Consider the following 16,444-nt stretch of genomic DNA (forward strand, 5'->3'; position numbering starts at 1 on the left):
TGGGTTTCTAACCGCGTTCAAGGAACGCCTCCTTCTCAGGGTTCAAGTATTCATCGATGGCCGCGGCAAGTCCCGGCTGGTGCTGGAGGGTGGGGTCCTCTGCAACGAAGCCCTGGGCGTCTGTGCGTGCGCGGGCAATGATGTCTTCATGCTCCAGGACACGGAGCAGCTTAAGCGTGGAGCGCCCACCGGATTGTGAGGCCCCCAGGATGTCGCCTTCGCGGCGGAGCTTCAGGTCTTCCTGCGAGAGTTCAAACCCGTCTGTGGTTGATGCCACGGCCTCAAGCCGCCGGCGGCTCGGGTGCCCGGGTTCCAAGGTGGTCACAAGCAGGCAAGTGCCAGGCAAGCCGCCACGCCCTACACGGCCACGGAGCTGGTGAAGTTGGGAAATTCCGAAACGGTCGGCGTCCAGGATCACCATCAGGGTGGCGTTGTGGACATCCACACCCACCTCAATGACCGTGGTGGAGACGAGCACCTTGACCTGGTTCGCGGCAAAAGATGCCATGGTCTCGGACTTCAGTTGCGGGTCCTGCCGGCCATGAAGCGGCGCCACAGGGACGCCGGCCAGGGCCGGCTCTTGCAGAAGGCTCTCGACGACGGCCGTCACCGATGCCAGCTCCCGCGCCGATCCTTCTTCCGCGAGGTCGGCATCGCTGGGTTCGGCCTCCCCCGGACTGAAATCGCCGTCGTCGTCCGCTCCAATCTTGGGGCACACCACGTACACCTGATGGCCCGACTCAACCTCTTCACGCGACCGTTTCCAGATACGATCCACCCAGCCGGGGTTCTCCACCAGTCCCACCACATGCGTGGTGATAGGGGCCCGGCCAGCGGGAAGCTCATCCAGGATGGAGGTCTCAAGGTCTCCGAAGACAGTCATCGCCACGGTGCGCGGAATGGGAGTTGCCGTCATGACCAGCAGGTGGGGCGGCCGCTGGGCTTTGGCCCGGAGGGCGTCACGTTGCTCAACGCCGAAACGGTGTTGCTCGTCCACCACAATAAGGCCGAGATCCTGGAAGCTGGTCTTGTCACTGAGCAAGGCGTGGGTGCCAATAACGATTCCGGCATTACCCGAGGCGGCGTCCAACATGGCCTGTTTGCGCGCCGCTGTGGGCATGGAGCCCGTCAGGAGCGTCACGTGGACGGATTCCTGCGCCGGGTCCCCGCCGAGCATCCCCGCCCCGCCGAAGACATCGTCACGTGCCAACGATCCCAACGTCCGGCGGATCGAGTGGAAATGTTGTGCCGCCAACACTTCGGTCGGTGCCAACAGCGCAGCCTGGCCCCCGGCATCCACCACCTGCAACATGGCCCTGAGGGCAACAATGGTTTTTCCGGAACCCACTTCGCCCTGCAACAGCCGGTTCATGGGCGCATCCCGCGCCAGTTCTTCAGCAAGCGTCTTTCCGACGGCGGACTGGCCGGCGGTCAGTGTAAAGGGCAGGTTTCGGTCAAAGCTGCTGAGCAATCCGTCGGCTCGGGGTCGGCGGGCGGTGGCTTCCTCGGCCGCAAGCTGGGCGCGACGCCGCGCGAGGGCCGTCTGCAGGACCAGTGCTTCCTGATACCGAAAGCGTTCCTGTGCCCGCTGCCAGTCCTTGGCGGTCTCCGGCGAATGGATCAGGCGGTAGGCCTCAACTACGCTGAGCAGCCCATCCCTGCGGACGATGCTTGCCGGAAGTGGATCTTCCAGGGCGTCAAGGTCCATGGTCTGAAGCAGGGCCGTGATCACCTTGTGGATGGACCAGCTGGTCAGTTTGGCGGTTGCCGGATAGACAGGGATGGGCATGGCGGCAAGCTTTTCGGGGTCCATGGAGCCTTCGGCTTCCGGGTCCTCGTCCAGCAGCAGAAAGTCCGGGTTGGTCAGGCCAAGTGAGCCACCATAGCGGGTCACTTTGCCGGAGAACATGGCCCGCCTGCCTGTCTGAAGTTCCGCTTTGGCCCTGAAACCGTTGAAGAAGCTGACTTTCAGCGTGCCCGGAGCACCGCTTCCACCGGCCTCGTCCGTCACCACAACATCCGTGATGGAGCCTCGGCGGGCACGCATCTGGCGCGTGCTGTTGGACAGGACCCGGGCAATCAAAGTGACCTCCTCATCCAACGGAAGGTTACTGATGGGGGTCAGCTCGCCACGGCTCAGATACCGGCGCGGGAAGTAGTTCAGCAAGGCACCCGTGGTTTTGAGGCCCAGATGCTTTTCGATGACTGCCGCGGACCGCTTGCCGATTCTGCGCTCGAGGGGAAGTTCCAGCTCAGTAATCATGCCGTGACTGGCCTGTAATGCTGGGCTCCTGTGACGTTGGCGCCGTTCCATCCCCGCTGGGCAGCGCCAATTGGCTGACAGCGATGTCGGTGGGCTCGCCCAGTGAACGAATCAGGGCGACCGCCGGACCGGGATCCGGAACGTGAACATGGACCCTCCACCGGTAGCTTGCTTCCACCGTGGATTCCTCGTCCTCATCCTCCTGGCCCCGGGCACCGCCCACTTGGCTCATGATGACCGAATTACCCATCTCATCCAGGCGTTGCCTCAGGATGGCCGCATTCAAGGGGGAAAGGTTGATGGTGCACATGACTTCCACGCCGTCGTCGGCCGGCATGTGCTCATGGATGTGCGGGTCCTGCAGTTTATAGCCGTGAAGCCCGTCCAGGAGTTCGTCCTGGAGTTCTTCGCCCAGGACGGCAGAACGCAGGCAGTCCAGGATCAGGAGCATGCCAACGCCCCCGGCATCCACCACGTGGGCTTCCTGGAGTTGGGCGAGCTCACCCTCGGTTCGGACAACTGCTTGGTAGGCAGCTTCCACAATGTCGTCAAGGGAAAGGCCCAGGGCGTGGTTGCTGTCGTCGGCGTTCTGGGCAGCTTCCACCGCCTGCGCAGCATCCGATGCCGCTTCCAGGACCGAAAGCATGGTTCCGGCTACCGGCTCGCTCAACGCGGACCAGGCCCGGATCTGGGCCCTGTTCAGCGCTGTGGCAAGCAGCGGTGCGCTGAGTCGCGATTTGCCGGCCAACGGTTCGGCAGCAGCACACAGGAAGACAGCGAACAGCGTGCCCGAATTACCCCGCGCCTGCTCCATGGCAGCCTGGCCGGCGCGCGATAGGACAGCACCGACGTCGTTGCCCGTTTCGGTAGTGTCCGGGGCTGCGCCATCAAGGGCGGACACCGCTGCGCGAACCGTGAGGTACAGGTTGGTTCCGGTATCGCCGTCGGCTACGGGGAAGATGTTGATCGCGTTGAGGCGATCACTGTGGTTGCCGAGGACAACCTCCGCCTTGCCGAGCCAACGTTTCATGGCGTGCGCATTCGCGGCGATCTTAGTCTGCAAAGTGATCCCATCCAACGGTGTCAGCAGCTTGCCCGGCGATCCGGACGCCGCTGCCTGGCGGCTCGACAGCGGCTTGAACTGAGCCTATCGCAGTGAACCCCCGCGGCAGCTGAATTCCTGCTGGGAAGGTGGCAAGCAATCCATGGTCCTCTCCCCCGCCCAAGACCCAGGGCATCGCGTCGCGGCCCAGGAGGGCGGCGGCCGGTTCCAGCGGCAGCGCATGGGTCTTCAAGGCCACGGGGTCGAAGTCGAGGGCAACGTTGCTGGCGGCAGCGAGCCTGCTCCCGTCCCGAAGCAGGCCGTCGGAAATATCCATCATGGCGGTTGCCCCTGCGCGGGCTGCCAAGGGTCCTGCTGCCAAAGGAGGCTGCGGACGGCACTGGCTCTCCACCAAACCCCGTTGCTCTGTGTCCAGGTTGTCCATGGGAATTTCGCTTTCCAACAATGCCCAGCCGGCAGCAGCCCTCCCCAAGGTCCCTGCGACGGCCACCATGTCACCCGGTTTGGCTCCGGACCGCAGCACCGGCGCCACACCACCCAGAGTTCCTACGACAGCCACCGTGACGGCCAGCTCGCGACCCCGTCCGAGGTCTCCACCGGCGACGGAACAATCAGGGGCGCCCAGGCCTACGATTGCCGCAGTGAGGCCATCGGCGAATGCCTCGACCCACTCGACTGGAGTGTCCGGCGGCATGGTCAGGCTGACAACAAGAGAAGTGGCGCTGCCGCCCATGGCATTGATATCGCTCAGGTTTTGCGCCGCAGCCTTCCACCCGACGTCGTATCCAGTGGTCCGGTATCCGTTCTTCCACTCCAACCTGAAGTCCTGGTCCTGGGTTTGGGTGTCAATGGAAACCAGGGAGCGGCCATCCGGTGCCGCGATCAGGGCAGCATCGTCTCCCGGGCCCAGCAGGACGCCGGGGCTGTGGTTCAGGCGCGGAAAGATCCTGGCAAGGAGCTCGGATTCCGAAAGGTCTTGGACGGTCAATTGTTCTGCGGGCACGGCTCTACGCTATCGCGATCCACTGACAGAATAATGCCGTGCACCTGCCGCGGAGCAGGTAAGGGAATGTGACCCCGGATACGCGGGTCTGCCGGGCGGGACGCGCGGGATAGGCTGGATGGATGCATCGAAAGACCCTCCGCCGGACAGCCTTGGCAGTATCCATGGCCTCTGTGGCCGTCCTCGCTTTGTCGGCTTGTGCCCCTACCGTTGATGTCACGGCCGCTACCGACGCCGCCAATCCTGCCTGCGCCCCGATGATGGTCGCCTTGCCCGACCAGATCGGCGATGCCGCACTCCGCAAGACCAACAGCCAGGCCACGGCAGCTTGGGGCGAGCCGTCGCAGGTTATCCTCCGCTGCGGAGTGAATGTTCCCGGGCCCACTACAGACCGCTGCGTGAGCGTCAATGACATCGACTGGGTCATCAAAGAAGGCGATCCTGTTTACACCCTGACCACCTTTGGCCGCGAACCGGCCACCGAGATCCTTATTGATCCGGTCAAGTTGGAAGCGGCGAACATCAGCTCCGCAACGGTGCTCACTGAACTCGCGGCCGCGGTGGGCAAAATCAAGGCAACCGGCAAATGCGTGGGCCAGGAAGACCTGCAGAACCTGCCGGCCGGCAAATAGTGCCCGGCCGGCCACGGTCAGCAGGCCATGGGTCAGCGCAGGCCGGTCTTGCGGGTCAGCGCCAGGTGAATCAATTCGTCGATCAGCTCACCATAGGCCAGACCTGATGCTGCCCACATTTGCGGGTACATGCTCTTGGGTGTGAAGCCCGGCATGGTGTTGATCTCGTTGATGATCAGCTCGCCGGCAGGGGTGTAGAAAAAGTCCACACGGCTGAGGCCTTCGGCTCCCACAGCATCGAAAGCCACAGCAGCGAGCTCACGCACGCGGCTGATGGCTTCTTCGGGCATGTCGGCCGGGCAGCTCAGAGCGGCCGCACCGTCTTCGACATACTTGGCGGCGAAGTCGTAGAACTGGTGCTCCCCCGCTGCCACCGCGATTTCACCGGGCATGGACGTTCGGGGCGCATCGGTGCCGCGTCCCTGGAGGACGGCACATTCAATCTCGCGGCCCACAATGCCGGCTTCGATCACCAGCTTCAGGTCATGCCGGCGGGCTTCTTCAATCGCGGCGTCCAAGCCCTCCAGGGAATCCACTTTCGAGATTCCCATGGACGAACCGGCGCGGGCAGGCTTGACGAACACGGGGAACCCGAGCTTGTCCACGCGCTTCCGGACAGCCTCGGCGTCGGTCAGCCATTCACGGTCCGTGACTGCAATGTACGGTCCAACGCTCAGACCCGCGGACTCGAACACCACCTTCATGAAGTGCTTGTCCATCCCGACTGCGGAGGCAAGGACGCCGGCGCCAACATAGCGGGTGTCGGAGAGTTCCAGGAGGCCCTGGATGGTTCCGTCTTCGCCCCAGGGCCCATGAAGCAGCGGAAATACGACGTCCACGGATCCCAGCTCTTGCGGGACGGCGTTGGGCTGGGTCACGATCAGCTGGTGCTCACCGCCCACTTCGGCCAACGTCACAGTCTTTCCCGACGGCGCCACTTCAGGAAGCGCTGCGGAACTTAAGGACCACTGACTGGTGTCGCCCGAGGCCAGGACCCACTGTCCGGATTTGGCGATGCCGATGGGAATGACCTCGTACTTGCTCTTATCGATGGCGCCCATGACGCCGGCCGCGGTGACGCAGCTGACGGCATGTTCGCTGGAGCGCCCGCCAAAGAGAACCGCTACGCGGGGGCGGCCGGTTGCAGGGGTGGAGTGATCTGACACCATCAGTAGTCGCCTTCGGACTTCAGTGCCCGGGCCAGCAAACGTGGTCCCAGGTCATCAACGGACATTCTGCCTTCCAGCACCGCTACCACGGCTGCCGTAATGGGCATTTCAACGTTCAACTTGCCGGCCAGCTCGTGCACGGCAGGGCCGGACTTGATGCCTTCGGCGGTCTGCGTCATCTGTTCTGCAACCTGTTCCAGGCTGAGCCCTTCTCCGAGCAACCGGCCCGCAGTGTGATTGCGCGACAACGCCGATGAGCAGGTGGCCACCAGATCGCCCAAGCCGGCCAGCCCGGCCATGGTGTGGGCTTCACCGCCGAGGGCCAGGGCGAGCCTGGAGGTCTCTGCGAGTCCCCGGGTGATCACCGAGGCCTTGGTGTTGTCGCCCATTTGCCGGCCTTCGCATATGCCCACGGCAAGGGCAATGACATTCTTGACGATTCCGCCGATCTCAACACCCACAACGTCCGTACTGGTGTACGGCCGGAAGTAGGGCGCGGTGCAGGACAACGCGATCACAGCGGCGGTATCAGCGTCGCTGCAGGCAACCACGGACGCGGTTGGTTGCTCCCTGGCGATTTCCATCGCCAGGTTGGGACCGGAAACCACTGCTACACGGGAGGCGGGAAGCCCCAGCTCCTGCGCAATGACCTCGCTCATCCGGGCATCAGTCCCCAGCTCCAATCCCTTCATCAACGACACCACTACGGCGTCGGGGGCCAGCAACGGCTTCCACTCGCCCAGTTGTGGCCGGAGGGATTGGGCCGGAACCGCAAGGACCACCAACGTTGCGTCCTTCAGGACCTCCGCCACGTCCGTGGACGCGGTGATGGTTGCGGGAAGCTCGATGTCTTTCAGGTACTGGGCATTGCGGTGCTGCGAATTGATCTGCTCCACGACCTCGGGACGGCGGCCCCAGATCCGGATGGTGCGTTCAGCGCCGGCAGCCTCCGCGGCGTCGGCGAGGATTTTGGCAAACGTCGTGCCCCACGATCCGGCACCCAAAACCGCCACGATGTCCGGTGCGTGGACGGGGCTTTGGAGAAGTGTCACTTACCATCCTCCGGTTCCGGCGCGTCGGAGGATCCGCGCTCAACGAAACGGCCGTGCTTTGACTGTTTGTGAACAGCCGGATCCCAGCGTTCAGCAGGAGCGGGCTCGTTGCGCAGTGTCGCCAGCAGCCCGGTGATGGCATCCATAATGACCTCGGTTGCCTCAGTCAGCGTGGAGCGGTCCATCGGTCGGTCCGCGAAGGCACTGAGGTCCACCGGTTTACCGACGAGGACCCGCACCGTCCTGCGCGGGAAAAGGTGGAAGCGCTTGGCGTAGCGCGGGAAGACTTCCTGCGCACCCCAGTGCGCCATGGGCACTACAGGCGCTCCGGTCTGCAAGGCAAGCCGGGCGGCCCCCGTATGCCCCTTCATGGGCCAAAGGTCGGGATCGCGGGTCAGCGTACCTTCGGGATAGATAATGATGGCACCACCGGCATCCACCACCTCTTTGGCGACCTGCAGCGAGCGGTTCGCTCCCGCCGTCGAGCGTTCAACGGGTATCTGCTTGGTGGCATGCAGCAGGGCTCCGAGCACGGGCACCTTGAAGAGGCCCTTCTTGGCCAGGAAGTGCGGCGGACGCTGCTGGTTGTACACCATGTGCCCGATCACGATGGGGTCAATCTCAGTGCAGTGGTTTGGTGCCGCAATGAAACCGCCTGGCGGAAGGTTCTCAACACCCTCCCACTTTTTGGCCATCAGGAGGTTCATCAACGGGCGCGCGAGGCCCGCCAGCAGCACGAACGTGGCACGGCTCTTGGCCGATTCCTTCAAGGGATCCCCCGCTACTTGGTGGTGGTGATATCGAAGTCGGCGCCCAGGCCGGCCAGCTTCTCGGTAAAGCGCTCGTAACCGCGGTTGATGATGTCGATGCCCGTCACCCTGGAGGTACCAGTAGCTGCCAGCGCCGCGATGAGGTGGCTGAAGCCGCCCCGAAGGTCCGGGATATCGATGTCGGTACCGCGGAGCGGGGTGGGTCCTGAGATGACGGCGGAGTGAAGGAAGTTCCGCTGTCCGAACCGGCACGGGACGCTGCCCAGGCACTCGCGGTGCACTTGAATATTCGCGCCCATCCGTGCCAACGCATCAGTGAACCCGAACCGGTTTTCATAGACGGTCTCGTGGACGATCGACACGCCTTCTGCCTGTGTCAGGGCCACGACCAGGGGCTGCTGCCAGTCCGTCATGAACCCGGGGTGCACGTCCGTCTCCAGGACCAAGGGGGAGAGCTTCCCGCCCTGGTGGTAGAAGCGGATGCCGTCGTCGCCGATGTCCATTCCGCCACCCACTTTGCGGTAGGTGTTCAGGAAGGTCATCATGTCCCGCTGCGATGCGCCTTCAACGAAGATGTCGCCCCTGGTCACCAACGCAGCGGACGCCCAGGACGCGGACTCGTTGCGGTCCGGGAGAGCACGGTGGTTGTACCCGCGGAGATCTTTAACGCCTTCAATCCTGATAGTGCGGTCAGTCTGGACGCTGATGATGGCGCCCATTTTCTGCAGGACAGCAATGAGGTCGATGATCTCGGGCTCAGTTGCGGCGCCGATGAGTTCAGTGATTCCCTCGGCTCGCGTTGCGCTCAGCAGCACCTGCTCCGTGGCACCAACCGACGGATACGGAAGGGAGATTTTGGCTCCATGGAGGCCGTGCGGCGCGGAAATGTGGATGCCGCCCGGGCGCTTTTCAACTACTGCGCCGAACTGGCGGAGCACGTTCAGGTGGTAATCGATGGGCCTGTCGCCAATTTTGCAGCCACCCAAGTCAGGGATAAAGGCCTCGCCAATGGCGTGGATCAGGGGTCCGCACAGCAGGATGGGAATCCGGGAATCCCCGGCGTGGGCATCAATCGCGGTACTGGACGCAGTCTTGGCATCCTTGGGATCCAGGGTGAGGTCACCCGTGACCGGATCCTTCACTACTGTCACGCCGTGCAGCTGCAGCAGGCTGGTAACAACCTCTACGTCCTTGATTTCCGGCACGTTCCTCAGCACCGATGGTTCGCTGCCCAGCAACGCCGCCACCATGGCCTTGGGCACCAGGTTCTTGGCACCGCGAACGGTCACTCGTCCTGTTAAGGGGACGCCACCGCGGATTGTCAGAACACTACTCATCTATACCGGTTTCCTCACGACTACTCGCCCCCCAAACTTACAAAGGCTCCAGCTAAGCATAGAAGCTCGCGTTACCGAACCGAAATGGACGCACCCGGCGCCGCGAGCTTCAGGCATCAGTTGAACGTTGACGAAAAAGGACCAGTGGGCACTCCCAACGGGTGCCCACCGGTCCATATTCTGCCGCTCTGCGGCCTCAGATGGCGCCGCTATCCAGCCTGAAGCTTCGCGGGAAGCGTCTTGGGCTTGAAGGAAGGACGCGTGGCCTCGTAGGCGGTGATGTCTTCTTCATGCTGAAGCGTCAGGCCGATGTCATCGAGGCCCTCCAGGAGCCGCCAGCGGGTGTAGTCGTCAATGTCGAACGGAGCCACGATGTTGCCGCACTCCACGGTCTTGCTGACAAGGTCAACCTTGACTTCGGTGCCGGGAGCGTTTTCCAGCACTTTCCAAATGAGCTCAATGTCATCCTGTGCGAGCTGTGCGGCGAGCAGACCCTGCTTGCCGGAGTTTCCCCGGAAGATATCGGCAAACCGGGAAGACAACACGGCTGTGAAGCCGTAGTCCTTCAGCGCCCAGACAGCATGCTCACGGGATGAACCCGTGCCGAAGTCCGGCCCAGCCACCAGGACGGAACCGGCATTGAACGGGACCTGGTTAAGGATGAAGGATTCGTCCTTGCGCCAGGCGGCGAAGAGGGCATCTTCAAAGCCGGTTCGCGTGATGCGCTTGAGGTAGACCGCAGGGATGATCTGGTCGGTGTCCACGTTGCTTTGGCGCAGCGGCACGCCGATGCCGGTGTGGGTAGTGAATGCTTCCATGGTGATCCTCCTAGACTGCTGTTCCGGTCAGGCTGCCGGCCGTGACGGACTCCAGGTCCGACGGCGAGCTCAACGTGCCGCGCACGGCCGTGGCTGCGGCAACAACGGGTGAGACCAAGTGCGTGCGACCCCCCTTGCCCTGGCGGCCCTCAAAGTTGCGGTTGGACGTTGACGCGCAACGCTCTCCCGGCTCCAACTGGTCCGGGTTCATGCCCAGGCACATGGAGCATCCGGCAAAGCGCCATTCGGCGCCGAATTCCTTGAAGACCTTATCCAGACCCTCAGCTTCGGCCTCCAGCCGGACACGGGCCGAGCCCGGGACCACCAGCATGCGGACCTTGGGGTCCTTCTCGCGGCCGCGAATGATGTCGGCAGCAACGCGGAGGTCCTCAATCCGGGAGTTGGTGCAGGACCCCAGGAAGACTGTATCCACACGGATGTCCTTCATGGGAGTGCCGGCTTCCAGGCCCATGTACTGCAGTGCCCGCTCGGCAGCGGCCTTGGCGTTCTCGTCACCGAAGTCCTCCGGAGAGGGAACCTTCGCCGAGAGGGAAACGCCCTGGCCGGGGTTGGTACCCCAGGTCACGAACGGCTCCAGGGTGTCCGCGTCCAGGTCCACCTCAACATCAAAGGTGGCGTCGGCGTCGGTGTGGAGCGTGTTCCAATACTCGACGGCTGCATCCCAGTCTGTGCCTTCAGGCGCATGCGGGCGGCCCTGCATGTAGTCGTAGGTGGTCTGGTCCGGAGCCACCATGCCTGCGCGGGCGCCGGCTTCGATGGACATGTTGCAGATGGTCATCCGGGCGTCCATGGACAGGGCGCGAATGGCCGAGCCACGGTATTCCAGGACGTATCCCTGGCCGCCGCCTGTGCCGATCTTCGCAATGACCGCGAGGATGATGTCTTTGGCGGTCACGCCGGGACGCAACGTACCTTCAACGTTGATGGCCATGGTCTTGAACGGCTTCAGGGACAGCGTCTGCGTTGCCATGACGTGCTCAACCTCGGACGTACCAATACCCATGGCCAGGGCGCCGAAGGCCCCGTGGGTTGAGGTGTGGGAATCGCCGCAGACCACGGTCATGCCCGGCTGTGTCAGGCCCAGCTGCGGGCCCACAACGTGCACGATCCCCTGTTCCTTGTCTCCCAGGGAGTGCAGGCGGACGCCGAATTCCTTGCAGTTGGCACGCAGGGTTTCAATCTGGGTGCGGCTGGTGAGGTCGGCAATTGGCTTGTCGATGTCCAGCGTGGGAGTGTTGTGGTCCTCGGTCGCAATGGTGAGGTCAACGCGGCGCAGCGGCCGGCCGGCCAAACGCAGGCCTTCAAAGGCCTGCGGTGAGGTCACTTCGTGAACCAGGTGAAGGTCGATGAAGAGAAGATCGGGCTGGGCGTTGGCTCCTTCGCCTTCACCTTTGCGCACCACGTGCGCGTCCCAGACTTTCTCGGCCAGTGTCTTTCCCACGGCCTTGCTCCCTTCACTGCGTTGGCTTGTTGCGTTGTTCTTGGTCCACTGAAGCAGCATCGCTGCGAAATAGGCCAGCGAAAGAACTTGCATCTCAGATATTGAGACGGCAATATCATTACATGGACAATTCTAGTGGAGTCGGTGTCATTGATAAAGCGGCCCAGGTACTCGATGCACTCGAGGCCGGGCCCACGACACTCGCGCAACTTGTAGCGGCTACGGGCCTTGCCCGGCCCACGGTTCACCGCCTCGCGCTGGCGCTGGTCCACCACCGGCTGGTGAGCCGCGACATCCAAGGACGCTTCGTCCTGGGAAGCAGGCTCGTGGAGTTGGCCTCCGCTGCAGGCGAGGACCGGCTGATCGCTTCCGCGGGACCGGTCCTGATCCAGTTGCGCGACGCCACAGGTGAAAGTGCACAGATCTTCCGCAGGCAGGGCGATTGGCGTGTCTGCGTCGCATCAGCCGAACGTCCCATCGGCCTGCGCGACACCATCCCGGTGGGCACTCAGCTGTCCATGAAGGCCGGCTCCGCCGCCCAGGTCCTGCTGGCGTGGGAAGACCACGACCGCCTTCTTGAAGGGCTGCAGAACGCCCGCTTTACGCCCACCGTGTTGGCAGGAGTACGACGCCGGGGCTGGGGTCAGAGCCTCGGCGAACGCGAGCCTGGGGTCGCCTCGGTCTCTGCCCCCGTGCGTGGACCGTCCGGCCGGGTCATTGCGGCCGTGTCGATTTCAGGTCCCATCGAGCGGCTTACCCGCCAGCCGGGCCGCCTGCACGCCGAAGTAGTCTGCAACGCCGCCCGGGTGCTGACGGAAGCCCTGCGAAAGAACAACGACTAGGTCCGACATGGGCAACTACGCCGTTTTTCTCCGCGGAATCAATGTAGGCGGCATCAACATCAAGATGGCCGACCTCAAGGCTGCCCTTCAGGACTACCCGTTCGCCAAGGTCAAAACCCTCCTGGCCAGCGGAAACGTCGTGCTGCAGAGCGAGCTCAAAGCCCCAGAGGTCAAGGCGCAGTTCGAGCAGTGCCTGCGGAAGACCTTCGGCTACGACGCCTGGGTGGTGGTCCTCACAGCAGGCCGCGTGGGCGAATTAGTGGACGCCTGCCCCTACCCGGCTGATGACAAATCCACGCACAGCTACATCACACTGGCTTCCGATACAGCGATGCTCGATGAACTCTTTGAAGCCGGCGAAGCCCTGGGCGGCGTGGAGCAGGTGCGGCTGGGCCCTGAAGCTTCAGCGTGGCTGGCGCCCGCCGGCGGCACGCTGGAGAGTCCGTTCAGCAAGCTCTCCGCCAAGGCCCGCTACAAAGCCGGCACCACCACCAGAAACCTGCGCACGCTCATCAAAGTCCGGGACGCGGCCGCGGCCCTTTAGGCAGAACGTGCCGTTTTCAATGCGGCGCTGAAGGCCTTCAACCGGGTGATCTCAACGTCCACCGGCTCCACGATCCGCTGCTCGGCAACGACAGCCACTGCCGCTTTCAGCCGTTTCGCGGCCCGGGAGGCACGAGCCCTCGCTGCCCATCCGCCCACGATGCGACCGGCAATGGCAAGGACGATTCCCAGCAGCACTCCCCCGGCCACCATCAGCGTAGGCCAGGGCCAGCCCTCGGTCCGCGGTACTTCCGGCACGGGCATCTGGAAGTAGCCCAGTGCGGCCAGCACACCGAGCCAGCCCAGTCCTCCCACGGCCAGCACAAGCGCCAGCCACTGGAGCGTGTTGAACAACGCCCACCACAGGGGTCGTTGCGTGGCCTTCAGGTCAGTACCGGCGATTGCCTGGTCCAATGCATCGGGCAGCTGCTCCCGGCCGTCCCGCGCCACCGCGCGGATGGCAGCCCGCCACGGTCCGGGAGCACCCTCCGACGCCACGTCCGCAAAATCCCGGACGGCAGCATCGGTTCGTGCCCTCTCAGGCGCACCGGCAGGCGGCAAGGACGTCCGGCTGAGATCGGGCCGGGTGTCCTCCCGCCCCAGGTTCAGCCTCCGCAAGGGGTCCGGCCGGAAGCGCAACAGCCATCGCGTCACGGGCCATCCAGTCCGTCGGGCCGATGCCCTCGTGAAGGACCGCTGGACCGCGTCCACCACTACCGGCACGTTGGCCGCCGTCGCCAGTTCAGACGCAAGCCGCACCTTGGCTCCTGCAGTAATGCCCCGTGCCTCACCTTCGCCTGACGCGTGGGCGAGTTCAGCGCCGGCCTTGACGACGTCGGCCGCCAGCCTCCGCGTTGTTGCCTCCCGCTGTACTACGACGTTCCTGATGGCCCCGCAGACGGCAGGGACGCCGTCGCCGGTTATTGCTGACGCACCCACCACGCGGACCTCGCCCAGCCCGTCACGCTCCAGGATGGCCTCCAGCGATTGCATGACTGCTGAAGCATCGGCGGCGTTCAGCTTGTCCACTTGGTTCAGGACCACCAAGGTGACGGCACCGTGGGAGGCCATGGGCCGAAGGAAGTCGTTGTGCACCGCGGCGTCAGCGTACTTTTGCGGGTCCAGGACCCAGACGAGGACATCCACCATGCCCACCATGCGCTGGGCAATCTCCCGGTTTTCCACCCTGGTGGAGTCGAAGTCCGGCAGATCAAGGAGCACCAGGCCTGTGTCCGCGTCGGCCAGTCCCGGGACAGGTGGCAGCGGATGCCGTTCCTTGACGTCCAGCCAGTCGAGCAACGGGCCGCTGCCATCCTCACCCCAAATTCCCGCCAACGCCGCTGATGTCGTGGGGCGTCGCGCCGTCGCGGTGGCAAGGTCGCTGCCGGACACGGCATTAAACAAGGATGATTTGCCGCTGCCCGTGGCCCCAAAAAAACCCACCACGGTGTGCCCGGCCGACAATGAACGCCTGGAGGTGGCACGCTCCAGGACGTCATAGACAGATTGCAGGTTTTCGTCCGGAAGCACGCCTTCGGCGAGTTCGCGCGCCGTATTCAGCGCCTCGAGCCGCCTCTGCAGTTGGGATGCCTCGCGGACTTGGCCGTGGCGGCTCATGCGGCCCCCGCCAGGCGGCGAAGGGTCTTGGCATGGCGGGCCAGTTGGTTCCCGGAGCTTGGATGCGCCGCCTCAAGGCGGTCGAGGAAACGCTGCCGTTCGTCGTCCAACATCCGTTGGCACTGGGTGTGCAGGTCATCCCGGGCCTGCTGGGCCAGGCGACGCACCGCGTCCTCGCCGAATACGGCTTCCAACAATTTCTGGCCGACTACTGCCGTGCCGCCGGCGATGCCGATCTCCAGTCCGCTCAAGCCCGCGGTCATGGAGAACACCACCACCATGAGTGCAGCGCCCAGGCCGTTGACGCCGAAGGACAGCCAGCGGGCCTGGGTCCGTTTCCCCTGTCCTTGGGTGCGGATCATCTCCATCAGGCCTTCCTGCCAGGTCCGGATGGCAGCGGCAGATTTCGCGTCGAAGCCCTCGCTTGTCCCTGACAGGTCATCGGCGCCAAGGAGGTGGCGGCCCGCGGCGTCAGCACGCCATCGTCTGTCTACGTTTTCTGCTGCCGTGGCGGCCTCGTCCAGGATTACTGCCTGAAGCCCGGTCTCGATGGCGGTCTCGACCTTCACCGCGGGAGCCGGCTCCCCGCGGAAGAAAGCACCCACCCGATCCCGCATCCGCCCGATGTTTTGCTCCAATGCCCGGAAGAACTCCCCCGTGCCCACAAAGTCCTGCCACCGTGCCAGTACCTCCCCGCGGAGCAGTGCACCGTCCTTGGTGGCCTCGAGAATTCGGGACAGCGCCTGCTCGTACTCCTGAACGCAGATGGTCTGGAGTTCGTGCGCAGCGGCATCCTGGGCTGATGCCGCTGCGGCGATGCCCTCCAATCGGACGCTGACGGCTTTGACAGCCCCATTCAGCGTCCGCCGGGCAACGTCCGCCCTGCCAGCCGCATTCGATGCCAAGGCTCCCAGCCACTGACGCAGCGCTGACACCGATTCTTCCGGCAGCATTCCCAGTCCGTCCAAGGCACTTTCCGGAACGACGAAGAGCTCCGCGCCGCCGAGCCCCTGCCGGTCCAGCATGGCCATGAGGTCGGTCCTGACCTCTTCTTCGGCGGACACGGGCACACGGTCCAGCACCACGGCTACGGTGATATCCCGTGACGCCGCGTCCAGCAACAGTCGCCAGGGGACGGCGTCGGCGTAGCGGTTTGCCGTGGTGACAAACACCCAGAGGTCCGCGGCCGCGAGCAGCTGACCAGCGAGCCGGCGGTTGTCATCGGAGATGGAGTCGACGTCCGGCGCGTCCAGGAGTGCTATTCCCTGCGGGACTGCGTCATGCCCCACCAAGACCAACGACGTGATGGCCTGGGCGTCAGGTGCCGCACCTGCCTGGTTTGCGGGCATCGGGCTCGCCGACACAGCGCCTCGGATGCGGTCCAGGCTGGGCAGTATCCTGTGGCCTTCAAACCAACCGGCGTCCTTGGGGTGGTGCAGAAGGATGGGTTGACGTGTGGTGGGCCTGATGGCACCTGCCCTGGTGACCGGATACCCCACCAGCGCGTTGACAAGCGTGGACTTGCCAGCACCTGTGGAGCCCCCCACGACGGCGAGCAACGGAGCGTCCAGGCTGCGGTAGCGGGGAATGACGTAATCGTCGAGTTGCGCAAGGGATTCGCGAATCCATTGGCGGGCCTCCGGGGCCTCAGGCACCGCGAGCGGAAGGGTGGTGGCCGCCAGTTCCGCGCGGGCAGCTTCCAAGGCCTCGACGGCGGCCGCCGCACCTTGGGGTACGGGCGTTTGCCGGATAGCTGCCGGGTCTTCGTTTGCGGTCACAGCATCATCATGCCAGCCCGTTCCACCTCCGACGCGCTGGGCAGGCGTTATGTGGAAAAACGGAGGCAAAAAGAAATCCCCCGGAACCGTGGTTC

General features: G+C 64.2%; 14 protein-coding genes. 3 read left to right on the plus strand and 11 right to left on the minus strand.

Going from position 1 to position 16,444, the window contains the following annotated elements; translation table 11 throughout:
- Positions 1-7: 7 nt before the first annotated feature.
- Genes AB4Y77_RS00290 through AB4Y77_RS00300 form a run of 3 tightly spaced genes read right to left on the minus strand, consistent with a single transcriptional unit; the run spans position 8 to position 4,329 of the window.
- The gene (locus tag AB4Y77_RS00290) at positions 8-2,263 is read right to left on the minus strand and encodes an ATP-dependent DNA helicase RecG (protein ID WP_442012643.1); all 2,256 of its coding nucleotides are present in this window, start codon (positions 2,261-2,263) and stop codon (positions 8-10) included.
- Positions 2,253-3,293 carry a DAK2 domain-containing protein gene (locus tag AB4Y77_RS00295; protein ID WP_442012644.1) on the minus strand — a complete coding sequence of 347 codons (1,041 nt, stop codon included), beginning with the start codon at positions 3,291-3,293 and terminating at the stop codon, positions 2,253-2,255. Before AB4Y77_RS00295 ends, AB4Y77_RS00290 begins: the two co-directional genes overlap by 11 nt.
- A gap of 22 nt (positions 3,294-3,315) precedes the next feature.
- Positions 3,316-4,329, minus strand: a complete 1,014-nt coding sequence (locus AB4Y77_RS00300) for a thiamine-phosphate kinase (RefSeq protein WP_442012645.1) — start codon at positions 4,327-4,329, stop codon at positions 3,316-3,318.
- Positions 4,330-4,451: 122 nt separating this feature from the next.
- Between AB4Y77_RS00300 and AB4Y77_RS00305 the strand changes: the two genes are divergently transcribed.
- Positions 4,452-4,961, plus strand: a complete 510-nt coding sequence (locus tag AB4Y77_RS00305; RefSeq protein ID WP_311213419.1) for a DUF3515 domain-containing protein — start codon at positions 4,452-4,454, stop codon at positions 4,959-4,961.
- 32 nt (positions 4,962-4,993) lie between these two features.
- On the opposite strand, the gene AB4Y77_RS00310 is transcribed toward AB4Y77_RS00305, so the two are convergent.
- The 6 genes from AB4Y77_RS00310 to leuC form a co-directional block, all read right to left on the minus strand.
- Positions 4,994-6,130, minus strand: a complete 1,137-nt coding sequence (locus AB4Y77_RS00310; RefSeq protein WP_311213420.1) for a D-alanine--D-alanine ligase family protein — start codon at positions 6,128-6,130, stop codon at positions 4,994-4,996.
- Positions 6,130-7,182 carry an NAD(P)H-dependent glycerol-3-phosphate dehydrogenase gene (locus AB4Y77_RS00315; protein ID WP_442012646.1) on the minus strand — a complete coding sequence of 351 codons (1,053 nt, stop codon included), beginning with the start codon at positions 7,180-7,182 and terminating at the stop codon, positions 6,130-6,132. The genes AB4Y77_RS00310 and AB4Y77_RS00315 overlap by 1 nt, the downstream gene beginning before the upstream one ends.
- Positions 7,179-7,952, minus strand: a complete 774-nt coding sequence (locus AB4Y77_RS00320; protein ID WP_311213422.1) for a lysophospholipid acyltransferase family protein — start codon at positions 7,950-7,952, stop codon at positions 7,179-7,181. Before AB4Y77_RS00320 ends, AB4Y77_RS00315 begins: the two co-directional genes overlap by 4 nt.
- 11 nt (positions 7,953-7,963) lie before the next feature.
- Positions 7,964-9,289: a UDP-N-acetylglucosamine 1-carboxyvinyltransferase gene (gene murA, locus AB4Y77_RS00325; RefSeq protein WP_089595453.1), complete on the minus strand. Its 1,326-nt coding sequence runs from the start codon at positions 9,287-9,289 to the stop codon at positions 7,964-7,966.
- 209 nt (positions 9,290-9,498) lie between these two features.
- The gene (gene leuD, locus AB4Y77_RS00330; protein WP_442012647.1) at positions 9,499-10,107 is read right to left on the minus strand and encodes a 3-isopropylmalate dehydratase small subunit; all 609 of its coding nucleotides are present in this window, start codon (positions 10,105-10,107) and stop codon (positions 9,499-9,501) included.
- Between the two features lie 10 nt (positions 10,108-10,117).
- Positions 10,118-11,569 (minus strand): 3-isopropylmalate dehydratase large subunit, encoded by a 1,452-nt coding sequence (gene leuC, locus AB4Y77_RS00335; RefSeq protein WP_311213505.1) that lies wholly within the window; start codon positions 11,567-11,569, stop codon positions 10,118-10,120.
- 122 nt (positions 11,570-11,691) lie between these two features.
- On the opposite strand from leuC, the gene AB4Y77_RS00340 reads away from it, so the two are divergent.
- Both AB4Y77_RS00340 and AB4Y77_RS00345 read left to right on the plus strand, forming a co-directional pair.
- Positions 11,692-12,411, plus strand: coding sequence for an IclR family transcriptional regulator (locus AB4Y77_RS00340; protein ID WP_014922101.1), 720 nt, complete (start codon positions 11,692-11,694; stop codon positions 12,409-12,411).
- 7 nt (positions 12,412-12,418) lie between these two features.
- A complete protein-coding gene (locus tag AB4Y77_RS00345) occupies positions 12,419-12,955 on the plus strand; it encodes a DUF1697 domain-containing protein (RefSeq protein ID WP_442012648.1) in 537 nt (178 codons plus the stop codon).
- On the opposite strand, the gene AB4Y77_RS00350 is transcribed toward AB4Y77_RS00345, so the two are convergent.
- A complete protein-coding gene (locus tag AB4Y77_RS00350) occupies positions 12,952-14,571 on the minus strand; it encodes a GTPase (protein WP_442012649.1) in 1,620 nt (539 codons plus the stop codon). The genes AB4Y77_RS00345 and AB4Y77_RS00350 overlap by 4 nt on opposite strands.
- Complete coding sequence (locus tag AB4Y77_RS00355) at positions 14,568-16,349, minus strand: dynamin family protein (RefSeq protein ID WP_442012650.1); 1,782 nt, start codon at positions 16,347-16,349, stop codon at positions 14,568-14,570. The genes AB4Y77_RS00350 and AB4Y77_RS00355 overlap by 4 nt, the downstream gene beginning before the upstream one ends.
- Positions 16,350-16,444: the final 95 nt, after the last annotated feature.

Origin of the sequence: Paenarthrobacter sp. YAF11_1, assembly GCF_052113445.1 — a bacterium.
Lineage (GTDB): Bacteria > Actinomycetota > Actinomycetes > Actinomycetales > Micrococcaceae > Arthrobacter.

Bases quoted from the DNA above. Each gene is read 5' to 3' on its own strand.
- AB4Y77_RS00350 (WP_442012649.1), bottom strand. From the start codon at position 14,571: ATGAGCCGCCACGGCCAAGTCCGCGAGGCATCCCAACTGCAGAGGCGG.
- AB4Y77_RS00295 (WP_442012644.1), bottom strand. From the start codon at position 3,293: ATGAAACGTTGGCTCGGCAAGGCGGAGGTTGTCCTCGGCAACCACAGT.
- AB4Y77_RS00290 (WP_442012643.1), bottom strand. From the start codon at position 2,263: ATGATTACTGAGCTGGAACTTCCCCTCGAGCGCAGAATCGGCAAGCGG.
- AB4Y77_RS00340 (WP_014922101.1), top strand. From the start codon at position 11,692: ATGGACAATTCTAGTGGAGTCGGTGTCATTGATAAAGCGGCCCAGGTA.
- AB4Y77_RS00310 (WP_311213420.1), bottom strand. From the start codon at position 6,130: ATGGTGTCAGATCACTCCACCCCTGCAACCGGCCGCCCCCGCGTAGCG.
- leuD (WP_442012647.1), bottom strand. From the start codon at position 10,107: ATGGAAGCATTCACTACCCACACCGGCATCGGCGTGCCGCTGCGCCAA.
- AB4Y77_RS00345 (WP_442012648.1), top strand. From the start codon at position 12,419: ATGGGCAACTACGCCGTTTTTCTCCGCGGAATCAATGTAGGCGGCATC.
- AB4Y77_RS00305 (WP_311213419.1), top strand. From the start codon at position 4,452: ATGCATCGAAAGACCCTCCGCCGGACAGCCTTGGCAGTATCCATGGCC.
- murA (WP_089595453.1), bottom strand. From the start codon at position 9,289: ATGAGTAGTGTTCTGACAATCCGCGGTGGCGTCCCCTTAACAGGACGA.